Source organism: Paenibacillus sp. JJ-100 (assembly GCF_948329825.1).
Classification (GTDB): Bacteria; Bacillota; Bacilli; order Paenibacillales; family Paenibacillaceae; genus Paenibacillus.
Map to the genome: position 1 here is coordinate 890,306 of NZ_CAOJCM010000001.1, position 17,718 is coordinate 908,023.

At 47.4% G+C, this 17,718-nt stretch carries 15 protein-coding genes; 13 read left to right on the top strand and 2 right to left on the bottom strand.

Annotated features, from left to right (window positions below; all coding sequences use genetic code 11):
- The first annotated feature begins 193 nt into the window (after window positions 1-193).
- The 6 genes from PQG66_RS04425 (at window position 194) to PQG66_RS04450 (ending at window position 9,108) form a co-directional block, all read left to right on the top strand.
- The gene (locus tag PQG66_RS04425; RefSeq protein WP_272035533.1) at window positions 194-1,690 is read left to right on the top strand and encodes a rhamnulokinase; all 1,497 of its coding nucleotides are present in this window, start codon (window positions 194-196) and stop codon (window positions 1,688-1,690) included.
- Window positions 1,691-1,692: 2 nt separating this feature from the next.
- Window positions 1,693-2,454, top strand: coding sequence for a DeoR/GlpR family DNA-binding transcription regulator (locus tag PQG66_RS04430; protein WP_272035534.1), 762 nt, complete (start codon window positions 1,693-1,695; stop codon window positions 2,452-2,454).
- A gap of 126 nt (window positions 2,455-2,580) precedes the next feature.
- Window positions 2,581-3,309: a (Fe-S)-binding protein gene (locus tag PQG66_RS04435; RefSeq protein ID WP_272035536.1), complete on the top strand. Its 729-nt coding sequence runs from the start codon at window positions 2,581-2,583 to the stop codon at window positions 3,307-3,309.
- A 14-nt stretch (window positions 3,310-3,323) separates the two neighbouring features.
- Window positions 3,324-4,808: a LutB/LldF family L-lactate oxidation iron-sulfur protein gene (locus PQG66_RS04440; RefSeq protein WP_272036462.1), complete on the top strand. Its 1,485-nt coding sequence runs from the start codon at window positions 3,324-3,326 to the stop codon at window positions 4,806-4,808.
- 3 nt (window positions 4,809-4,811) lie between these two features.
- The gene (locus PQG66_RS04445) at window positions 4,812-5,537 is read left to right on the top strand and encodes a LutC/YkgG family protein (protein ID WP_272035538.1); all 726 of its coding nucleotides are present in this window, start codon (window positions 4,812-4,814) and stop codon (window positions 5,535-5,537) included.
- A 397-nt stretch (window positions 5,538-5,934) separates the two neighbouring features.
- Window positions 5,935-9,108 carry a bifunctional cytochrome P450/NADPH--P450 reductase gene (locus tag PQG66_RS04450; protein WP_272035539.1) on the top strand — a complete coding sequence of 1,058 codons (3,174 nt, stop codon included), beginning with the start codon at window positions 5,935-5,937 and terminating at the stop codon, window positions 9,106-9,108.
- A gap of 115 nt (window positions 9,109-9,223) precedes the next feature.
- On the opposite strand, the gene PQG66_RS04455 is transcribed toward PQG66_RS04450, so the two are convergent.
- Together PQG66_RS04455 and PQG66_RS04460 are read right to left on the bottom strand one after the other, a co-directional pair.
- Window positions 9,224-9,649: a hypothetical protein gene (locus PQG66_RS04455; RefSeq protein ID WP_272035541.1), complete on the bottom strand. Its 426-nt coding sequence runs from the start codon at window positions 9,647-9,649 to the stop codon at window positions 9,224-9,226.
- 190 nt (window positions 9,650-9,839) lie between these two features.
- Entirely contained in the window at window positions 9,840-11,129 is a 1,290-nt protein-coding gene (locus PQG66_RS04460; protein WP_272035543.1) for a Gfo/Idh/MocA family oxidoreductase, read from the bottom strand.
- 125 nt (window positions 11,130-11,254) lie between these two features.
- On the opposite strand from PQG66_RS04460, the gene PQG66_RS04465 reads away from it, so the two are divergent.
- The 7 genes from PQG66_RS04465 (at window position 11,255) to PQG66_RS04495 (ending at window position 17,452) form a co-directional block, all read left to right on the top strand.
- Window positions 11,255-12,151 carry an AraC family transcriptional regulator gene (locus PQG66_RS04465; RefSeq protein WP_272035545.1) on the top strand — a complete coding sequence of 299 codons (897 nt, stop codon included), beginning with the start codon at window positions 11,255-11,257 and terminating at the stop codon, window positions 12,149-12,151.
- 160 nt (window positions 12,152-12,311) lie between these two features.
- Window positions 12,312-12,764 (top strand): RidA family protein, encoded by a 453-nt coding sequence (locus tag PQG66_RS04470; protein ID WP_272035547.1) that lies wholly within the window; start codon window positions 12,312-12,314, stop codon window positions 12,762-12,764.
- Between the two features lie 5 nt (window positions 12,765-12,769).
- The gene (locus PQG66_RS04475; RefSeq protein ID WP_272035549.1) at window positions 12,770-13,372 is read left to right on the top strand and encodes a GNAT family N-acetyltransferase; all 603 of its coding nucleotides are present in this window, start codon (window positions 12,770-12,772) and stop codon (window positions 13,370-13,372) included.
- A 44-nt stretch (window positions 13,373-13,416) separates the two neighbouring features.
- The gene (locus PQG66_RS04480; RefSeq protein ID WP_272035551.1) at window positions 13,417-14,238 is read left to right on the top strand and encodes a phosphotransferase family protein; all 822 of its coding nucleotides are present in this window, start codon (window positions 13,417-13,419) and stop codon (window positions 14,236-14,238) included.
- 34 nt (window positions 14,239-14,272) lie between these two features.
- Complete coding sequence (locus PQG66_RS04485; protein WP_272036464.1) at window positions 14,273-16,417, top strand: class I SAM-dependent methyltransferase; 2,145 nt, start codon at window positions 14,273-14,275, stop codon at window positions 16,415-16,417.
- Window positions 16,414-16,995 carry a histidine phosphatase family protein gene (locus tag PQG66_RS04490; RefSeq protein ID WP_272035554.1) on the top strand — a complete coding sequence of 194 codons (582 nt, stop codon included), beginning with the start codon at window positions 16,414-16,416 and terminating at the stop codon, window positions 16,993-16,995. Before PQG66_RS04485 ends, PQG66_RS04490 begins: the two co-directional genes overlap by 4 nt.
- 85 nt (window positions 16,996-17,080) lie before the next feature.
- On the top strand, window positions 17,081-17,452 hold the full coding sequence (locus tag PQG66_RS04495; protein ID WP_272035556.1) for a hypothetical protein: 372 nt from the start codon (window positions 17,081-17,083) through the stop codon (window positions 17,450-17,452).
- The last annotated feature ends 266 nt before the right edge of the window (window positions 17,453-17,718 follow it).

Genomic DNA, 17,718 nt, shown 5'->3' on the forward strand with positions numbered 1-17,718 from the left:
TCCCGAAAGGGAAAAGTCGTTTTTTTATGGGATAGGAAAACCATTTAACGGGTATTCAAACGCTTACATTGGTGTTATACTCGTAAAATAAAACAAAACAGTATAAAACAAACACAAACAAACATATTTAATAAACTGAATTAAAGATTGAAAGGGTATTTCATGAATAACTTGCTGAAAAGGTGGGAGAACAGTGAGTGTACTGGCATATGATCTGGGGGCAGGCAGTGGTAGGGCTATACTGGGGCATTTGACTGATCGAGAGATTCAAATCCGTGAAATTCATCGATTCAAAAATGAACCAGTAAAAGCCGGTGAACGAATGCACTGGGATATTCTAAGGCTCCACCATGAAATCATTCAAGGTCTGTTACTCGTAAAACAACAAGGTGAATCACCGGTTAGTCTGGGAATCGATTCTTGGGGTGTTGATTTCGGGTTGCTCGGCAGCAACGGTGAACTGCTCGGTAATCCATATCATTATCGTGATACACAGTTCAACGGTGTGATGGATCGGATATGTCAGGAATTATCCAGGAAGAAGATCTTCGAACGAACAGGTATACAGTTTCTGCCGTTCAATACATTGTATCAACTGGCTGCACTGACTCATCGTGCTTCTCCTCTGTTGCGTGAAGCTGAACGTTTCCTGATGATACCTGATCTGCTGAGGTATTTTCTGACCGGTGAAGCAGTGAATGAGTTCACCAATGCAACAACCACCCAAATATACAATCCGGTGTTAGGACAATGGGATCACGAATTGCTTGCCCATATCGGTGCGTCTAATCATTGGTTCGGGGAGGTCGTGCTGCCGGGAACGGCTGTTGGACAGCTGCGCAGCAGCGTAAGTCAAGAACTTGGTCTTGCGTCTATTCCCGTCATCGCAGTAGCCGAGCATGATACAGGTTCAGCTGTGGTGGCAGTTCCAGCGACGGAGCGATCGTTTGCTTATCTAAGTTGCGGTACATGGTCCCTAATGGGCACGGAACTAGAGCAGCCTGTTATTAACGCGGAGAGTCTGGAGCTGAATTTTACAAATGAAGGCGGAGTCGGAGGCACGTATCGTCTGCTTAAGAACATTATGGGACTCTGGATTCTGCAAGAATGTATGCGGCAATGGGAACGTGACGGACAAGGGATCAGCTATGAGGCTTTACTAGCGGAGGCAGAGACAGCACCACCTTTTGTCAGCCTCTTTGACCCGGATGACGATTTGTTTTTGCCTGCAGGAGACATGGTGGATCGTATCCGCCAATACTGCCGCAAGACAGGTCAGCGTGTGCCTGAGGATCAGGGCAGTGTGGCCCGTGCGATTCTCGAGAGTCTCGTTTTGAAATATCGAAGGGTTCTGGAGTGGACAGAACAGCTGTCAGGGCAGTCATTCAGCGGTCTGCATATGGTAGGCGGCGGTATACAGAATCACTTGTTATGTCAGTGGACAGCGAACTCCATCGGCAGACCCGTGTGGGCTGGACCAGCGGAAGGAAGTGCGATTGGAAATATGGCTGTGCAATGGATGGCGAGCGGAACGTTCAAGGATATATGGGAGGCACGAAACGCTATTCGTCATTCATTTCCAGTGAAAGAATATGAGCCGCAAGACAGGTCTGTGTGGGCAGAAGCATATGGTCGATTTTTGCAAATTATTGCTTCTGCACCGAGTTTACACTCTGGAAGTGAGGTGTAAATATGCTTGCGGCAGAACGATATGACCGCATTATAGAGCTTGTGAACATCAAGGGGAGTATACGTGTATCTGAGCTTAGCGAACATTGCCGGGTTACGGAGGAAACGATTCGCCGTGATCTGGACCGATTGGAGCAAGCTGGCCAGTTGCGCCGGTCGCACGGCGGAGCTGTTAGCGTGAAGGAAGTTCAGCCTGAGATTCCTTATCGAATTCGTGAAACATCACAGGCGTTGGAGAAAAAACGAATTGCTGAAGCGGCGCTTGCGTTAATCGAAGCCGGAGACCGGATTTTGCTGGATGCCAGCACAACAGCAGGTTATATGGCAGTGAATATGCCGGATATGCCGCTAACCATATTAACGAATTCGATTCAGGTTGCTACCGAGTTGAGTACACGGGAACAAATAGAGGTTATCTCCACCGGAGGACATCTGGCATCTCGTTCTCTTTCCTTTGTAGGCCCTCTCGCGGAGCGTTCATTAGAAACATATCATGTCGACAAATTGTTTCTATCCTGCAAGGGAGTTCATCTAGAAAGCGGCACCATTAGTGAAACGAATGAACTGCAAGCCAGATTAAAACAAAAGATGGTAGGGATTGCAGATCAAGTAATCCTACTGGCCGATAGCAGCAAGTTCGGCATACGAGCTTTTGCTCGTGTAACCGGTCTGGAGGCAGTACACACTATTATTACTGATCAACCATGCAGTGAAGAACAATCATTCCTGTACAGCACCTATCACTTGAAGATTCAGACGGTGTAACAAGTGCTGGGTTATAAGTTGAAGAGAACTTTCATATTAAGACTTGCATCCGATGGAAGTTTCAAGAATCGAAGAGAAGAACATTTTTTCATGATAAGGTACTTTGTAAAATAGGAGCGTGTAGTGATGAAGGTCTCCTTGTTCATAACTTGTCTCAGTGATGCCATCTATCCCCGAGTGGGAGAGGCTATGGTTCGATTACTGGCCGTTCACGGTGTTCGCTTGGAATTCCCGCAGGTTCAGACCTGCTGTGGTCAGCCCTCCTACAACAGTGGTTACTGGGATGAGACCCGCACAGCGGCCAAGACGATCCTGACAGCATTCGATGACAGTGATTTTGTGGTCTGTCCCTCGGGTTCTTGCACCTATATGATTCATCATTATCCTGAACTGTTTGCAGATGAGCCGATCTGGTTGGAAAAAGCGAAACGTCTTGAAGCGAAAGCTTATGAGTTCACGCAATTTCTTGTACAGGTGCTGGGTATAACGGATATCGGCGCACATTTTCCGCATAAAGTAACGTACCACCCTTCCTGTCACGGGAGCCGCCTGCTTGGAGTGAAGGATGAACCCTTGGCCTTGCTCTCCAATGTCAAAGGATTGGAATTGATTCCGCTACCCCATGCAGAAGACTGTTGCGGGTTTGGAGGTACGTTTGCGATTAAAATGTCCGAGATCTCCGGGGCTATGGTGACCGAGAAGGTGGATCATGTCAAGGAAACACAAGCCGAGGTACTTGTTGGGCTGGACATGGCTTGTCTGATGAATATTGCTGGCAACCTTCGGTACAGAAATGAACCTGTGCGAGTGATGCATCTGGCTGAACTGTTATATGAGGGGGTGCAGACAGGGTGAGTCAACCTGGTGTTATGGCTGAAACAGTCAAATCTCGTGCGAATTTGGCATTGAATGATGATTTCCTTCGTAAAGCCGTGAAGTTCACGACAGAACGATTACGTAATGGCAAGAAAGCAGCCTCGGAAGAACATGGCAACTGGGAAGAGTGGCGAGAGCGTGGACGTCAGATTCGTCTACATACCATCGCACATCTCGATTACTACTTGAATGAGTTCGTGAACAACGCCCGTGCAAACGGAGTGCATATCCATTTTGCAGATACTTCAGCGGAAGCAGCATCCATCGCACTGGATATTGCGGTCCACAAAGAGGCTGCAACTGTGGTGAAATCCAAATCCATGGTGTCAGAGGAAGTCCATCTGAACCAGGTGCTAGAATCGGCAGGTATTGAAGCAATCGAAACGGATCTTGGCGAATATATCATACAGCTTGCGGGTGAAGCACCATCGCACATTGTCATTCCGGCCATTCACAAGAACAGGTATCAGATTGCCGAATTGTTATCTGAGGAAGCTGGAGAGGTGTTGGAGCCGGATACGACGGTGCTGGCCGGGTTTGTCCGGAAGAAGCTGCGCGAGAAATTTCTAGAAGCAGACATTGGTTTGACAGGATGCAATTTTGCCATTGCCGAGACAGGTTCGATGGTATTATTTGAAAATGAAGGGAATGCCCGAATGGTATCTACCGTTCCAAAAACACAGATTACACTCATGGGCATGGAACGGATCATCCCGTCATGGGCAGATCTGGAGGTCATGGCGACCTTGCTACCGCGTTCGGCTACCGGACAAAAGCTCACGATGTATATGTCGGGCATAACGGGTCCTCGCCGTCAGGCAGATGTCGATGGACCAGAGGAGATGCATATCATTATCGTAGATAACGGCAGGTCTTTGCAACTGGGTGATCCCGAGTTTCAGGAACTGCTGAACTGCATCCGCTGCGGAGCATGTCTGAACGCCTGTCCGGTATACAGACACATTGGGGGCCATGCTTACGGAGGAACTTACAGCGGTCCCATTGGAGCGGTGCTGACACCAGCATTAAACGGCAACATTGATGAATGGAATGATATTGCAAGTGCTTCGAGCCTGTGCGGGGCCTGTTATGAAGCGTGCCCGGTCAAAATTCCACTGCATGACATGCTGGTATACTTGCGTAGACGTAAGGTGGAGGAAGGACATGGCAACCGCTTTGAAACTATGGGCATGAAAGGTTTCGCAGCCGTTGTGGCAAGCTCCAAACGTTTTACAACTGCACTCAGGCTCGGGCAGATTGGACAGAAAGCAGTTGTACGGAACAATGGCATCTCGTTAAAGCTCGGGCCACTTAAAGGCTGGAATGCTTACAGAGTGGCTCCAGGTCTGGCCAAGAAATCTTTCCGGCAGCAATGGGAGAGCTTGGATCATGAGGTGAGCCAGCAGCATGCCGTTATGGATTCTTCCATACGTGAGCGTATGCAGCAGATTATTCGTGAGCGAGAGGAAGGGGATTGAAGCATGGCAACGCAACATCAGCAATGGCTTGCAGCGATGGAAGAGAAATCACGGCGCAGACAGGAGAAGTTTATGGACGACATCGCTGCCAGATTGAACAGACCCCGATTGCGTCATGCTCCAGTCCAGAATTTTCGCGGCGCCCCGGATTTCTGGAATGAGCTGGAATGGGACGAAGAGAAGCGAATTCAGGCTTTTACAGAGAACTTTATCAGTGTAGGTGCTCATGTTATTCGGGTGCCGGACATGGGAGAAGTGGCCCATTTCATTACCAGCAAAGTGCATGAATTGAATGCCAAATATATCATTCGACAGAATGAGAATGCTTTGAGGGATCTGGAACTGGAGGGACAGCTTCCCGATGTACAGATTTCCGTCTGGAACAGTGCGCCTGACGTAGATTGGAAATCGAGAGCGGCTGAAGCAGATATCGGCATTGTGATGGCGGATTATGCGACCGCATATACGGGCTCAGTGACCGTACTTTCCTCACCAGAGAAAGGACGTTCCGTCAGCTTGCTGCCGACTGTACTGATTCTGATTATTCCGTTGCATAGGCTGCACACGAGATTGGGGGAGACGTTAATCGACTTCGACGAAGCGGGAAGAAAACAGCTGCCGGCAGGTATTCATTTTATTTCAGGTCCTAGTCGCTCATCGGACATCGAAAATGATTTGACGATTGGCGTCCATGGACCAGGTATTGTATATGGTGTACTTGTAGGTTGATCCGTTTGTAAGGTGAAATAAATTAGGGTGAACAGTTGACTGTCCTTAAGGTGGTTCTGCCTGGGGCAGTTTTTGTATTACTGGAGATCTAGAGATCCAGTTTTAAGGTCCTATGACTTAGGACCGTTGAATCGTAGAAATGGAAATGATATGGTAAATAAGGAAATCAAGAAATACCCATTTTTTTTACGCTAAATTGACCAAATTACGATTACGGTCAATTGGTTTTGGGTATGACATATAAACAGAATAGGTTCTAAGTTTAATGGTTTGTTTGAACCAACCACTAGTCACCATGTGATGAAAGAAGGGGATTCCTACCTAGCTGGTGCTAGCCTGCTAGCAAGCCGCAGAACGGATCATTTCACATTTTGAGAATAAGAAGGAGTGAGAGTCAATGCCACCTATTTCAGTACCTCAGCCTAAAACGTATGGTCCATTAGGTAATCTGCCGCACTTGAACTTTGATGAGCCAATCCAGTCTTTGGTCAAGTTGGCTGAAGAGTATGGACCCATTTTCCGAATGGATTATCCGGGAAGAAGCGAGCTATATATTTCAAGTGAAAAATATGTAGCGGAAGTGACGAACGAGTCCAAATTTGATAAAAGAGTATGGGCGCCGCTCGCGAAAGTGCGTGCTTTTGCTGGGGATGGGCTCTTTACGAGCTGGACAGACGAGCCTAACTGGAGAAAGGCGCATAATGTGCTACTCCCAAGCTTCAGTCAGCGCGCAATGCAGGGATACCACAACAAAATGGTAGATCTTGCTGTGCAGCTTGTTCAGAAGTGGTCCAGACTTAATCCGGATGAAACGGTGAATGTGCCTGATGATATGACGCGTCTGACATTGGACACTATTGGTCTATGCGGATTTAATTATCGATTTAATAGCTTTTACCGGGAGGAGCCACATCCATTCATTACAAGCATGGTGCGGGCATTAGATGAATCGATGAGTTCTTTGCAGCGATTGCGCTTGCAAGATAAATTAATGATCAACAAAAAGAAACAGTTTGAGCAGGACATTCGTTCCATGTTTTCACTGGTGGATCACATCATTGCAGAGCGTAAGTCACAGCCGCAGGAAGGGGCAGATGATCTGCTATCTCATATGCTGAGTGGCAAAGACCCGGAGACGGGCGAAACGCTGGATGATGAAAATATTCGTTATCAGATTATTACATTTCTGATTGCGGGTCATGAGACGACCAGTGGTTTGTTGTCTTTTGCTGTGTATTACCTGATGAAAAATCCAGATAAACTAGCGAAAGCTCAAGCAGAAGCAGACGATATTCTGAAAGATCCGGTGCCAACATACAATCAGGTTCGACGTTTGAAATATATTCGTATGGTGTTGAATGAAGCTCTGCGCTTGTGGCCAACCGCGCCAGCCTTCTCGTTGTATGCGAAGGAAGATACGGTGCTTGGCGGGCAGTATCCTCTTCAGAAAGGCGACAGCGTTAGCGTGCTCATTCCTAAGCTGCATCGTGACCGTGAGGCGTGGGGAGATGACGTAGAAGAATTCAGACCGGAACGTTTTGAAGATCCAAGTAAAGTGCCACATAACGCCTATAAACCTTTTGGTAATGGCCAACGTGCATGTATTGGTCAGCAGTTTGCCCTTCAGGAAGCCACGCTAGTTCTAGGCATGGTGTTGAAACATTTTGACTTCATAGACCACACGAATTATCAGTTGAAAGTCAAAGAAACATTGACACTTAAACCTGATCAATTCATCATTCGCGTACGTCCACGCGGAGTTCAACCGCTAATGGCCGTACCTGGTATGGCTATGCAAGAGCCTGCTACAGCCGTGAAAAAGAAGGAGCAAGAAGTTGTTGATGCACACGACACTCCGATGCTTGTACTGTATGGCTCCAATCTGGGCACAGCCGAAGGCATCGCTCGTGAAATTGCAGATATGGCCAGATATCAAGGTTTTCGCAGTGAGGTAGCTACGCTGGATGATCGAGTGGGCAACCTGCCGCAAGAAGGGGCTGTTGTTATTGTCAGCGCATCCTATAATGGTCAGCCGCCAAGCAACGCCAGCAAATTCGTAGAATGGATTCAACAAGCAGGTCCAGATGAATTCAAGGGCGTGAAGTATACCGTACTTGGATGTGGTGACCACAACTGGGCAAGCACGTACCAACGCATTCCACGGTTGATTGATGAACAGCTGTCCTCACGAGGGGCGAAGCGGCTGTCGTCTCTTGGTGAGACGGACGCCAGCGGGGATTTTGAGAAGCAGGTGGAAGATTGGACGGAACAATTATGGCCTGATCTGGCACGAACACTGGAGCTGCAACTGAATACAGACGCCAAGAAGGAGCGTAGTTCCCTGTCGGTACAATTCGTTAGTGGGATGGCCGTGACTCCGCTAGTGGAAACGTATGACGCATATGTGACTTCTGTGTTGGAGAACCGAGAGCTTCATGACGAAGGTAGTGAACGCAGTACAAGACATCTGGAGATCAAACTGCCCGAGGGAATCACATACAAAGAAGGCGATCATCTAGGCGTACTGCCGCAAAATCCACCTGAACTTGTGGAGCGTGTGCTCCGCCGCTACGGATTCACCGGAACCGAGCATCTGGTACTGGATGCATCAGGGCGAAGCGCAGCCCATCTTCCGCTGCAACGTCCAGTAAACCTCTATGACCTGCTTACCCATAGTGTGGAACTGCAAGAAGCTGCAACACGTGCGCAACTTAGAGAACTTGCGGCATATACGGTATGTCCTCCACATAAGAAGGAGCTTGAGGCGCTGCTGGATGAAACGTCATATATGAAAGAAGTACGCAGCAAACGCATCTCCATGCTGGACTATCTGGAGAAATATGAAGCATGTGAACTGCCCTTTGAACGTTTTCTGGAGTTGCTGCCTTCCTTGAAGGCCAGATATTATTCCATATCCAGCTCACCACGAGTTCAGCCAGAGCAAGCTAGCATTACAGTAAGCGTCGTGAAGGAGCCTGCGTGGAGCGGACAAGGAATATATAAAGGGATCGCATCGAATTATCTATCCGGCTTGAAGTCTGGTGATGAGGTCGTGATGTTTGTCCGGACACCGGAATCCGGCTTCCAGCTGCCAGAACGTCCAGAAGTGCCGATTATTATGGTTGGTCCGGGTACAGGTGTAGCCCCGTTCCGTGGTTTCTTGCAGGCCAGACATGTAATGAAAGAGCAAGGGATGCCGGTTGGTGAAGCCCATCTATACTTCGGTTGCCGCAATCCTGAGCATGATTATCTGTATAAAAACGAGCTTGAAACTGCACAACAGGAAGGACTCGTACACCTTCATACGGCGTTTTCCCGTGTACAAGGGGAAGAAAAGTGTTATGTTCAGCATCGGATGAAAGAGGATGCACATCTGCTGATTCCTTTGCTGGAGGACGGTGCCCATCTCTATATTTGTGGGGATGGCAGTAAAATGGCTCCCGATGTTGAAGCCACGCTGAAGCAAGCCTATATAGACATCAAAGGAAAGACCTCACAAGAAGCAGAAACGTGGCTTGACCAGCTTCAGGAGCAGGGCCGTTATGCAAAGGACGTTTGGACAGGGATTTAGCAATGATCGGTATTAGCCTCGTGGTGAGAGCGGAGACAACCGCTTCTCACCATTTTTCTTTCATCGAGCTGCCGTACAAGAGTTCAATGTTCCATAGTTCTGTACGCAGTTCTTTCTATGAACGACGGACACAAGCACGTTTCCGTTGGAGCGCCCGCTTACGAGGTCGGTAAATCGACTCCACGCTGGAGAGTGGAAACAGAATACGCGAAGGAAATTTTCCTTTTCCTTGCAACTCAATATAATTGAGTCCAACGCTCACCAGTCTGATATTTCTGAATGCATTTCGTGATGGGAACGTCGTGCGAATGCCAACTCTAATCCCTCGTTGTGTGCGTGGAATGTCGAATACCCGAATGGAATTCAGGCTAAGCGGAATAAATAATTGACGATTGATTTTGATAAAATTACGAGGGAATACCCGACGAATCCGCCCAGTCTCCATACCGGAACGTGGGGCGTTAAGCTCAGCAAGATGTCCCTCGAGTTGGGCCAACCGCTGCTGGAGTGTAATGCCTGTTCGAAGATGCTGCCAGCTCATAAATCATCCTCCGTTCGTCATATAGTCCTAGTATATGAATGGAGATATGAGGAAGGTGAGTACTTGACAGCCTATGTTCAACGTTAGATTTTTAGGTACATGAAAAGTGTAGGAAGCGTCTAATTGAAATGAAACCAGAACAGGCGTAAGCTCAGAGATTCCAGATCCCTGAGCTTACGCCTTATTTATGCTAGAATTGCACCAATGTGCCGACTTTCACAGGAAGGCCTGTGGCGATAGCGCGATTGGCTGCTATACCTGTTAGGATCGAGCGGGCACCATCTACATGATTAGCTGCACGATGGAACGGATCTTCTGACGGCGCGCCGAACAGATCGTTCAGCAGCACAGGGTCACCTCCGCCGTGACCGCCTTCTTTTTCCTCCACATCTACTTCATAAGGTGCGCCGAACATTGGCAGCACGCGTAGCGTTTTGCCGATCAGAGCGCCTTCCTTGCTCTTATCGCCCAGTGAATTGACGTAGGATTGCTCCACAATACTCATCTCGATACGTCCTTTAGTACCGTTGATGGCGATGCGATAACCTTCCCACGGCTGATAAGCGACAAGGGAGTAGGTGAGGATCGCTTTGTTTTGATACTGGACTAGAACACCCATCGTATCCTCAATGTTGATGCCGTCTCCAAATACACTTTGATCACGCTGGTATCCATCTGCTGTCTCGGCATCGAGATACATGGATTTCAGATGATCATCCGAATCCAGATGCAGGGCGAATGGATCATCCTGTGCTAGCGGATTGCCTGTAGCACGGCTATAAAATTGAGTGACCCCGCGTTCTTCTGCATTTTCTCTGCCATAGAACATCAGATCTCCAAAAGCAAATACGGTATCCGGTTGTGAACCAATCCAGAAGTTCACCAGATCAAAATGATGCGTAGATTTGTGTACCAGCAATCCGCCGCTATTACGCTTGTCCCGGTGCCAACGACGGAAGTAATCCGCACCATGCCGAGTATTCAGTAGCCATTCGAAGTGTACGGACGTCACTTTGCCTATCGTATCGTTCAGAATGAGCTCCCGTATTTTCGTGTGATGTGGTGCATAACGATAATTGAATGTCACGCGTACGTTCTGTCCGGTACGTTTCACAGCATCCAGAATATCCTGACATTTCTCTTCATTGATGGTCATCGGTTTCTCGGTAACGACGTCACAACCAAGCTCCATCGCCCGTATGATATATTTATGGTGTGTCCGATCCACACTGGTCACGATCACGTAATCTGGCTTCTCGTTTTCAATCATCTGGTCGAATTGATCTGCTAGGTATGTTGGCACTTCAGTATAGTTATATTTTTCTCGCAGCAGCTTATTCGCATAATTCATACGCACCTGATTGATATCACAGAAGCCGACAAGCTCGGAAGTTTCATTAAAATCTCGGGTCAAGGCACCGTAGAAAAATTCAGCACGACCACCGGTTCCGACTAATACATAACGTTTTTTCTTACCCATGCATATCGCCTCCTCCAATATAGGTTTAGCCTATAACAAGGAAGCACTTCTTTCGCCGCATTTCATGCGAAACCGCTTTCAAACACCGCATATTTTGCTATAATTATGAAAAAGGAGAGAGGGATATGACGGAAGCCATTCGTGCGGATTATCAGGATTCAGCGGATTTATTACATATCGAATACGATCGTCGTATCGGATATTTTTCGATGACAGATGATCATTTTCATGAACACTATGAGTTATATTATTTACTTTCCGGTGACCGCATTTATTTTATCAAAGATCGTTCGTACCGGATCAAAGCAGGGGATTTGGTATTTGTAGACCGCAGCACGGTGCATAAAACATTGGAGAGCGGAGTGCCCGACCATGAGCGGATTGTACTGTACTTCCAGCCCGAACTGTTTGCCGCTATGGCCGTCACAAGTGATATGGCCGAGAAATTAACGGAGCCTTTTCGATGGGACGTACCCATTGTGAGATTTCCCTCGCATATCGTGAAGGTGACCGAGGCAATCGTCGCAGAGATGGTGAGTGAGATACGTAAGCCTGACGAGGGAAGTGGAATGGTGCTACGTCATCGTACGTTGGAGCTGCTACTCCACACCTACCGTCATCATCATCTAGGACGTATACACACTGAGGATCAGGATCCCGTTCTTCATCCCAAGATTCAAGTCGTTGTCCGCTTCCTGAATGAAAATTATCAGAATCCACTAACACTGCCTGAGGTTGCAGACCAGTTTCGCATTAGTCCACATTATTTAAGCCGGCTGTTTAAACAAACGACGGGTTTTGCCTTCAGTGACTATCTTAATCTGCTCCGAGTGAAGGAGGCTCAGCGTTTGCTACGAGAGAGTGATGAGTCCGTTACAGACATTGCCATGTTAGCAGGATTCGGCAATTTTTCGCATTTTGGCAAGATGTTCAAACGAGCTGTTCAGATGTCACCCAGGACGTACAGGCAGGAGTATAAGGGACGAAGTGAGATGAAAAAACAAAATCCTATGAAAGTATGAAATATTAGTCAGAGTGAGTAAGGGTTATGAGCATGACGAGCTTCCATTTGTCTTTCATGCATAACATATATTCCTATATAATCATTTATATATTTATGGATCTAATCTAGTCACCTCAGATGCGCTTCATATCTTGGAAAAGAAGAGAGGGGTTCTACTTATGACAAGAGTCGAAACCAGACTACAGGAATTAGGAATCAAGCTTCCGCAATCGAGCGCTCCTGCGGGCAAATATGCAAACGCCGTAATCGTGAACGGAATCATGTATGTATCAGGAAAAGGACCGGCAACGGATGAGCGCGGTAAACTGGGTGTAGAATTCACGACCGAACAAGGATATGACTTTGCCTGGAACGCAGGGCTGGAAGTACTTGCTGTCGTTCAAGATGTGCTCGGATCGCTTGATCGGGTCAAACGAGTCGTTAAAGTGCAAGGGTTCATCAACGCCTCGGTTTCCTATCAGGAACACCATAAGGTGCTGAATGGAATTTCCGATTTAATGATTGAAGTTTTCGAAGAAAAGGGCGTGCATGCCCGGTCGGTCTTGGGTGCCGCATCCGTCAGAGATAATCTGCCGCTGATTATTGATTCGATTTTCCACGTAGAGGAGTAGGATTCATGGCTGATACAGATGTGTTTAACCCTATGATGCTCGAGTTCCCCGAGAGCTTTCATACGGAACGACTTACCATTCGTGCACCCCAGTGGGGGGATGGCAAGCATGTCAATGAAGCGATTCGGGAAAGTGTGGAAGAGTTGCGCCCATGGTTACCTTTTGCCGAGAACATCCCTTCACTAGAGCAATCAGAAATAACGGCACGTAGAGCCAGACTGAAATTTTTGGAACGAAGTGATCTGATGTTGCACTTGCGCGATAAAGTGACGGACGAGTTCGTGGGCAGTAGCGGTCTTCATCGGATAGACTGGAATGCTCGCTGCTTTGAGATTGGTTATTGGGTTCGCACCTCCCGGTCGGGTGAAGGCCTGGTCACAGAAGCTGTGGCTGGGATTGAACAATTTGCGATCATGCATCTTCAGGCTAATCGGCTTGAGATTCGGTGCGATGCCCGTAATGTCCGAAGTGCCAAGGTCGCAGAACGGTCAGGCTACACCCTTGAAGGTGTACTTCGCAAAATAAAACAGGATCGAGCAGGTACGTGGGTGGATCAGATGATATTCTCCAAAGTGAGGGGGATTGAGTTCGGTTCGAGAAAGCAATGATAGAATGTTCAATTAGGAGTTCAAACTCAGAGAGGATGAACCAAATGGAGCTGATGGCACAGGGAAGAACGGCGGAAATCTACGATTATGCTGATGGTCTTATATTCAAATTATACCGGACTGGGTTCTCCGCTGAAGCGGTACGTAACGAATTTCGAATCACTCAATGGGGCTATGAGAAAGGGTTGCCCGTACCTCGAACTGTAAAACGAATGGATTATGCTACGCGCACAGGCATCGTATTTGAACGATTTGAGGGAACAACGCTGTTATCGCTCATTATGCGGCAGCCCGAATTGCTGGAGACGTTATCGTCAAACATGGCAGCGTATCATGCTAAACTGCATACTGTTCAGGATGAGGGCAATACACTGCCTTCTCAAAAAGAAATACTGAAGAACGCGATTCTGCGTGTATCTAGCTTATCCGAGGTTGAGCGGGCAAGACTGATTCACTATTTATCTGAATTGCCTGAGCATCGCGTGATCTGTCATGGTGACTATCATCCTGATAATGTGATGTTGAGCAAAGACGGAAGACAGCATTGTGTTATTGATTGGATGACGGGAATGGCCGGTGATCCTGCGGGTGATGTGGCCCGGACGTGGGTAATATTAAAGTGCGGTAAGCTGCCGGATGATACGGCTGATTCCGTTCGGGAAGGGTTTGAACAGGCTCGAAGTTATATTTTGCAGCATTACATAACGCATTACATCGAATTTTCCGGGATCACCGATGAACAGATCGATGTATGGAAGCTGCCCGTGGCGGCCGCGCGTCTAGACGAAGGTCTATCGGCTTCCGAAACAGAGCACCTGATTCAATTCGTACGGGATAGACTCCGTACACTGGATGAAACAATCTAGACAACATGATGAGATAAAAGAGGGTGAAGAGTACATGCTACACACACTGGAAGCGATCCGAATCTACAAATCAGGTGAATCACAGGAACGATTACATCAGATGCCACAATGGCTGCAATGGCTCGCAGCAGCTGAGAAACCGCGCATTAATCTGGAGCGTATCCATTCCATTGCTGAGCTTCAAGAGACCAATGCCGTATTGGATTATACGGAGCGCACACTTCAGGTACTGGACGGCCTTCAGCTTTCGTTCTGGATTCGGGAGTTGCTGGAGGAAGTTCTGGTCTGGTCGGAGACAGCAAAAGGGGGATCGTCGGATCAGCGCAGAACATGGCAGCATCAGGGCATTAACTTATTTGTACATAATATTGGCTCAGCTCAGCTTTTTAACATGTATACGGATGAAAAAAGTGGGTCGAAGTCGCCGAGACATGAGGTTACTTCTATCTTAATTGCGACGCATGGATTGATCGGACAATACATACGGGGTGAAATTCCCTTTGCGGAAAATGCACCGTTACGGTCTTTAATTACCGATGGATTCGTTACTAGCAGTGAACTGCGCACCATGCTGATGGCTTTGAATGAATGTATCATCGCTGGAGTTGATCCCGGTCTCTGGAATCAGGTACAGGGTGAAGTACAGCGAATTGTAGAGTGGATTGTGGAAGGAACGGAGTATAAGGATTGGAGCATAAAAGAGCGGTTGTCCCGTTTGAGAAGCAGCTCAATCCGGCAGGGTGAACTCATGGACGAGTCGTATGCCAAGCTTGAGCAGCAATTTGCTGTGGAACAACAGTTGGCTCCCCTCGATTCACGTACCTTGTGGTATGTCGAGTCAGCCATGAAGGATTTTTCGCTGGAAGAGATGGTGAAAGTATTTTTGCTCACACTTCACAGCCAGGAATGGAACACAGAGAAGGTGGATTCCAATCATTCTGCTATTCCGTCTTCTGTGACTGATATACGTCATATCAGCTTCGAACCATTGATGAACACGATGGTTTACGACTACAAAGGTGTCAAAAAGCTGAACATCTATAAGAAACGGATGATTGAAAAATATTTGGAGCAGTATTCCTGGGAGCAGATTATCGCCGGCCAGCGAATTCCTTATCCGCATCTAGAACATCGAATCGAACGGCATCCGGACCTGCCGGATACGTTATTTGTCACCTTTGAATTTTCGCCTGCGGCCGAGTCATTGATCGCTTTTTGTATTGAAGCTGAGAAATCTCCGCTATACGAGCAGGCAGTGCTGATGTTATTCGATCTTTTTGGTCTTCGCCGGGATGCATATGATCGGTTTCATAACGAAGAGACATATCTTTCGGATATGAACAGTTCCGGTGATTACAAAAAAGTACTACTGGATTATATGGTTGGCACGCGTGTCCTCGATATCGGCCCGGGTGGTGGTGTGCTGCTAGACTTGATCGAGCAGGAGAAGCCAGAAGTTGAAGCGATTGGCATAGATATCTCCTCCAATGTTATAGAGGCACTGGAGCGCAAAAAGCATCGGGAATCCCATCGCTGGCAAGTCATGAAGGGCGATGCTCTGCAACTTAATCAGTATATGAAGCCTGGCACAGTGGATACGGTTATTTTTTCCTCCATTCTACATGAGTTGTATTCGTATATCGAGTATGACGGACGCAGGTTCAATACAGATACCGTAGCGGCTGCGCTGCAAAGTGCTTTTCAGGTGCTCTCCCCGGGAGGAAGAATACTCATCCGGGATGGGATTATGAGCGAACCTGAGTCTCAGCAAAGGCGAATTCAATTTTTGGAACCAGACGGTATGCGTTGGTTGGAACGTTATAAGGCGGACTTCAAAGGGCGCGAGATTACTTTTGAGCGGATATCGGATCATGAAGTCATTATGCCGATTAATGATGCGATGGAATTCTTGTACACGTATACCTGGGGTGAGGAAGCCTATGTACATGAAATTCAGGAGCAGTTCGGTGTATTTACACCACGAGATTATGAGAAATGTATCCGTGAAGCGTTAGGGGAGCAGGCGGATATCACGTTGCTGCGCCACTTCTTGCAAAAGGGATATACCGAAGCGCTTGCGGAGCGAATTGTTTTTATGGATGTTACGGGTGAACCGGTATCCTTGCCTGACAGCACCTGTCTGATCGTGATTGAGAAGAAGGGAAGGTTGAATGAATGAGCGCAGAAGCTCATACAAGCTTATATTTCGTAAGACACGCAGAGTCCCAATTTATTGAAGGACAAGAACGCGAGCGCGGACTGACTGATCAGGGGCATAGAGATGCGGAGAAAATCACCAATCTTTTGCGTGCAGAGGATGTTGAGGTCTTCTATTCCAGCCCGTACCTTAGAGCCGTGCAGACCATTCAGATGTTGGCTGACGTGGTCGGTAGGCCTGTTCTCATTGAGGAAGATTTGCGTGAACGTGCGTTGTCGGGTTCTCATATCAAACATGATGATTTTTATGATGCGAAACGGCAATTATATCTCGATGCTGCGTTTGCTTTTCCAGGTGGTGAGTCGGGCAGTGATGCTCAGGCAAGAGCAGTGAGAATCATTGAACATTTGTTAAGAAAACACGCCGGAGAAAAAGTCGTGATTGGTACACACGGTGACATCATGACTCTTATTTTTCAGTATTATGATCCCTCCTTTGGTTTCGAGTTTTGGAAGAGTACCACGATGCCGGATATTTACAGGATGGATTGGAATGTGGTTGATCGTAAACTGTTGAAGATTACACGGATGTGGGAGTGAAATAGGTGATAAGTGAATGAGACGTTTTGTTATACCGGAGATGTATTTGAAGAAGGAATAAGAGGGAATAAGAAGGAGTGACCCCATGAGCAGAAGCGATGTGAACACATTATTAGCGGATTTGAAGGAAGGACGGCTGCTTCGTGAACAGAATTTCGAAGGACTGGATATAGAGGCTGTGCTGGATGAACGTGATGAAGCTCCATTTGCTGACCACTGGATGCAGGCTTTTGAACAATATGCCAGCGATTCTGCTGTTACGGAAGAAGAAGTGCTTCGACAGATTAGGGAGATAGCCTTTAAGCGCACATTAACCTTAACGGGGGAACCGGAATTAGCTGGCTATGTCAGCGATGATTTTGGACTGATCGCGAGTTATTTGCTGCAAGAAGGCGAGCAGAATTCTTTTGTGAATCAATTGCTCAATAGCTATACTCAAGGGAATATGCCCCGGTGATCATAGCGTGAATTAGAACGTCATCTGAGATTCATTTATTTAATATCATTATAGCGTTGTAGCCCGTCTAACGTTGACTCGGGCACGAAGCTCCTTCAGCCTAGCTGGAGGAGCTTTTGATGTAAATCGCTCTAATACGGTGGAGATTTAACAAAAAAACAGAATAACGATCACAAAATGCGGCAGCCATAGTCTGTGATACGGGTGTTACAACATAACATTAGAATGAGGGCAGCACTAGGATAGATAGCTGTCATTCAATCACA

Excerpts from the sequence above, each read along its gene's own strand:
- PQG66_RS04430 (WP_272035534.1), top strand. The coding sequence starts at position 1,693 with ATGCTTGCGGCAGAACGATATGACCGCATTATAGAGCTTGTGAACATC.
- PQG66_RS04435 (WP_272035536.1), top strand. The coding sequence starts at position 2,581 with ATGAAGGTCTCCTTGTTCATAACTTGTCTCAGTGATGCCATCTATCCC.
- PQG66_RS04440 (WP_272036462.1), top strand. The coding sequence starts at position 3,324 with ATGGCTGAAACAGTCAAATCTCGTGCGAATTTGGCATTGAATGATGAT.
- PQG66_RS04445 (WP_272035538.1), top strand. The coding sequence starts at position 4,812 with ATGGCAACGCAACATCAGCAATGGCTTGCAGCGATGGAAGAGAAATCA.
- PQG66_RS04450 (WP_272035539.1), top strand. The coding sequence starts at position 5,935 with ATGCCACCTATTTCAGTACCTCAGCCTAAAACGTATGGTCCATTAGGT.
- PQG66_RS04455 (WP_272035541.1), bottom strand. The coding sequence starts at position 9,649 with ATGAGCTGGCAGCATCTTCGAACAGGCATTACACTCCAGCAGCGGTTG.
- PQG66_RS04460 (WP_272035543.1), bottom strand. The coding sequence starts at position 11,129 with ATGGGTAAGAAAAAACGTTATGTATTAGTCGGAACCGGTGGTCGTGCT.
- PQG66_RS04465 (WP_272035545.1), top strand. The coding sequence starts at position 11,255 with ATGACGGAAGCCATTCGTGCGGATTATCAGGATTCAGCGGATTTATTA.
- PQG66_RS04470 (WP_272035547.1), top strand. The coding sequence starts at position 12,312 with ATGACAAGAGTCGAAACCAGACTACAGGAATTAGGAATCAAGCTTCCG.
- PQG66_RS04475 (WP_272035549.1), top strand. The coding sequence starts at position 12,770 with ATGGCTGATACAGATGTGTTTAACCCTATGATGCTCGAGTTCCCCGAG.
- PQG66_RS04480 (WP_272035551.1), top strand. The coding sequence starts at position 13,417 with ATGGAGCTGATGGCACAGGGAAGAACGGCGGAAATCTACGATTATGCT.
- PQG66_RS04485 (WP_272036464.1), top strand. The coding sequence starts at position 14,273 with ATGCTACACACACTGGAAGCGATCCGAATCTACAAATCAGGTGAATCA.
- PQG66_RS04490 (WP_272035554.1), top strand. The coding sequence starts at position 16,414 with ATGAGCGCAGAAGCTCATACAAGCTTATATTTCGTAAGACACGCAGAG.
- PQG66_RS04495 (WP_272035556.1), top strand. The coding sequence starts at position 17,081 with ATGAGCAGAAGCGATGTGAACACATTATTAGCGGATTTGAAGGAAGGA.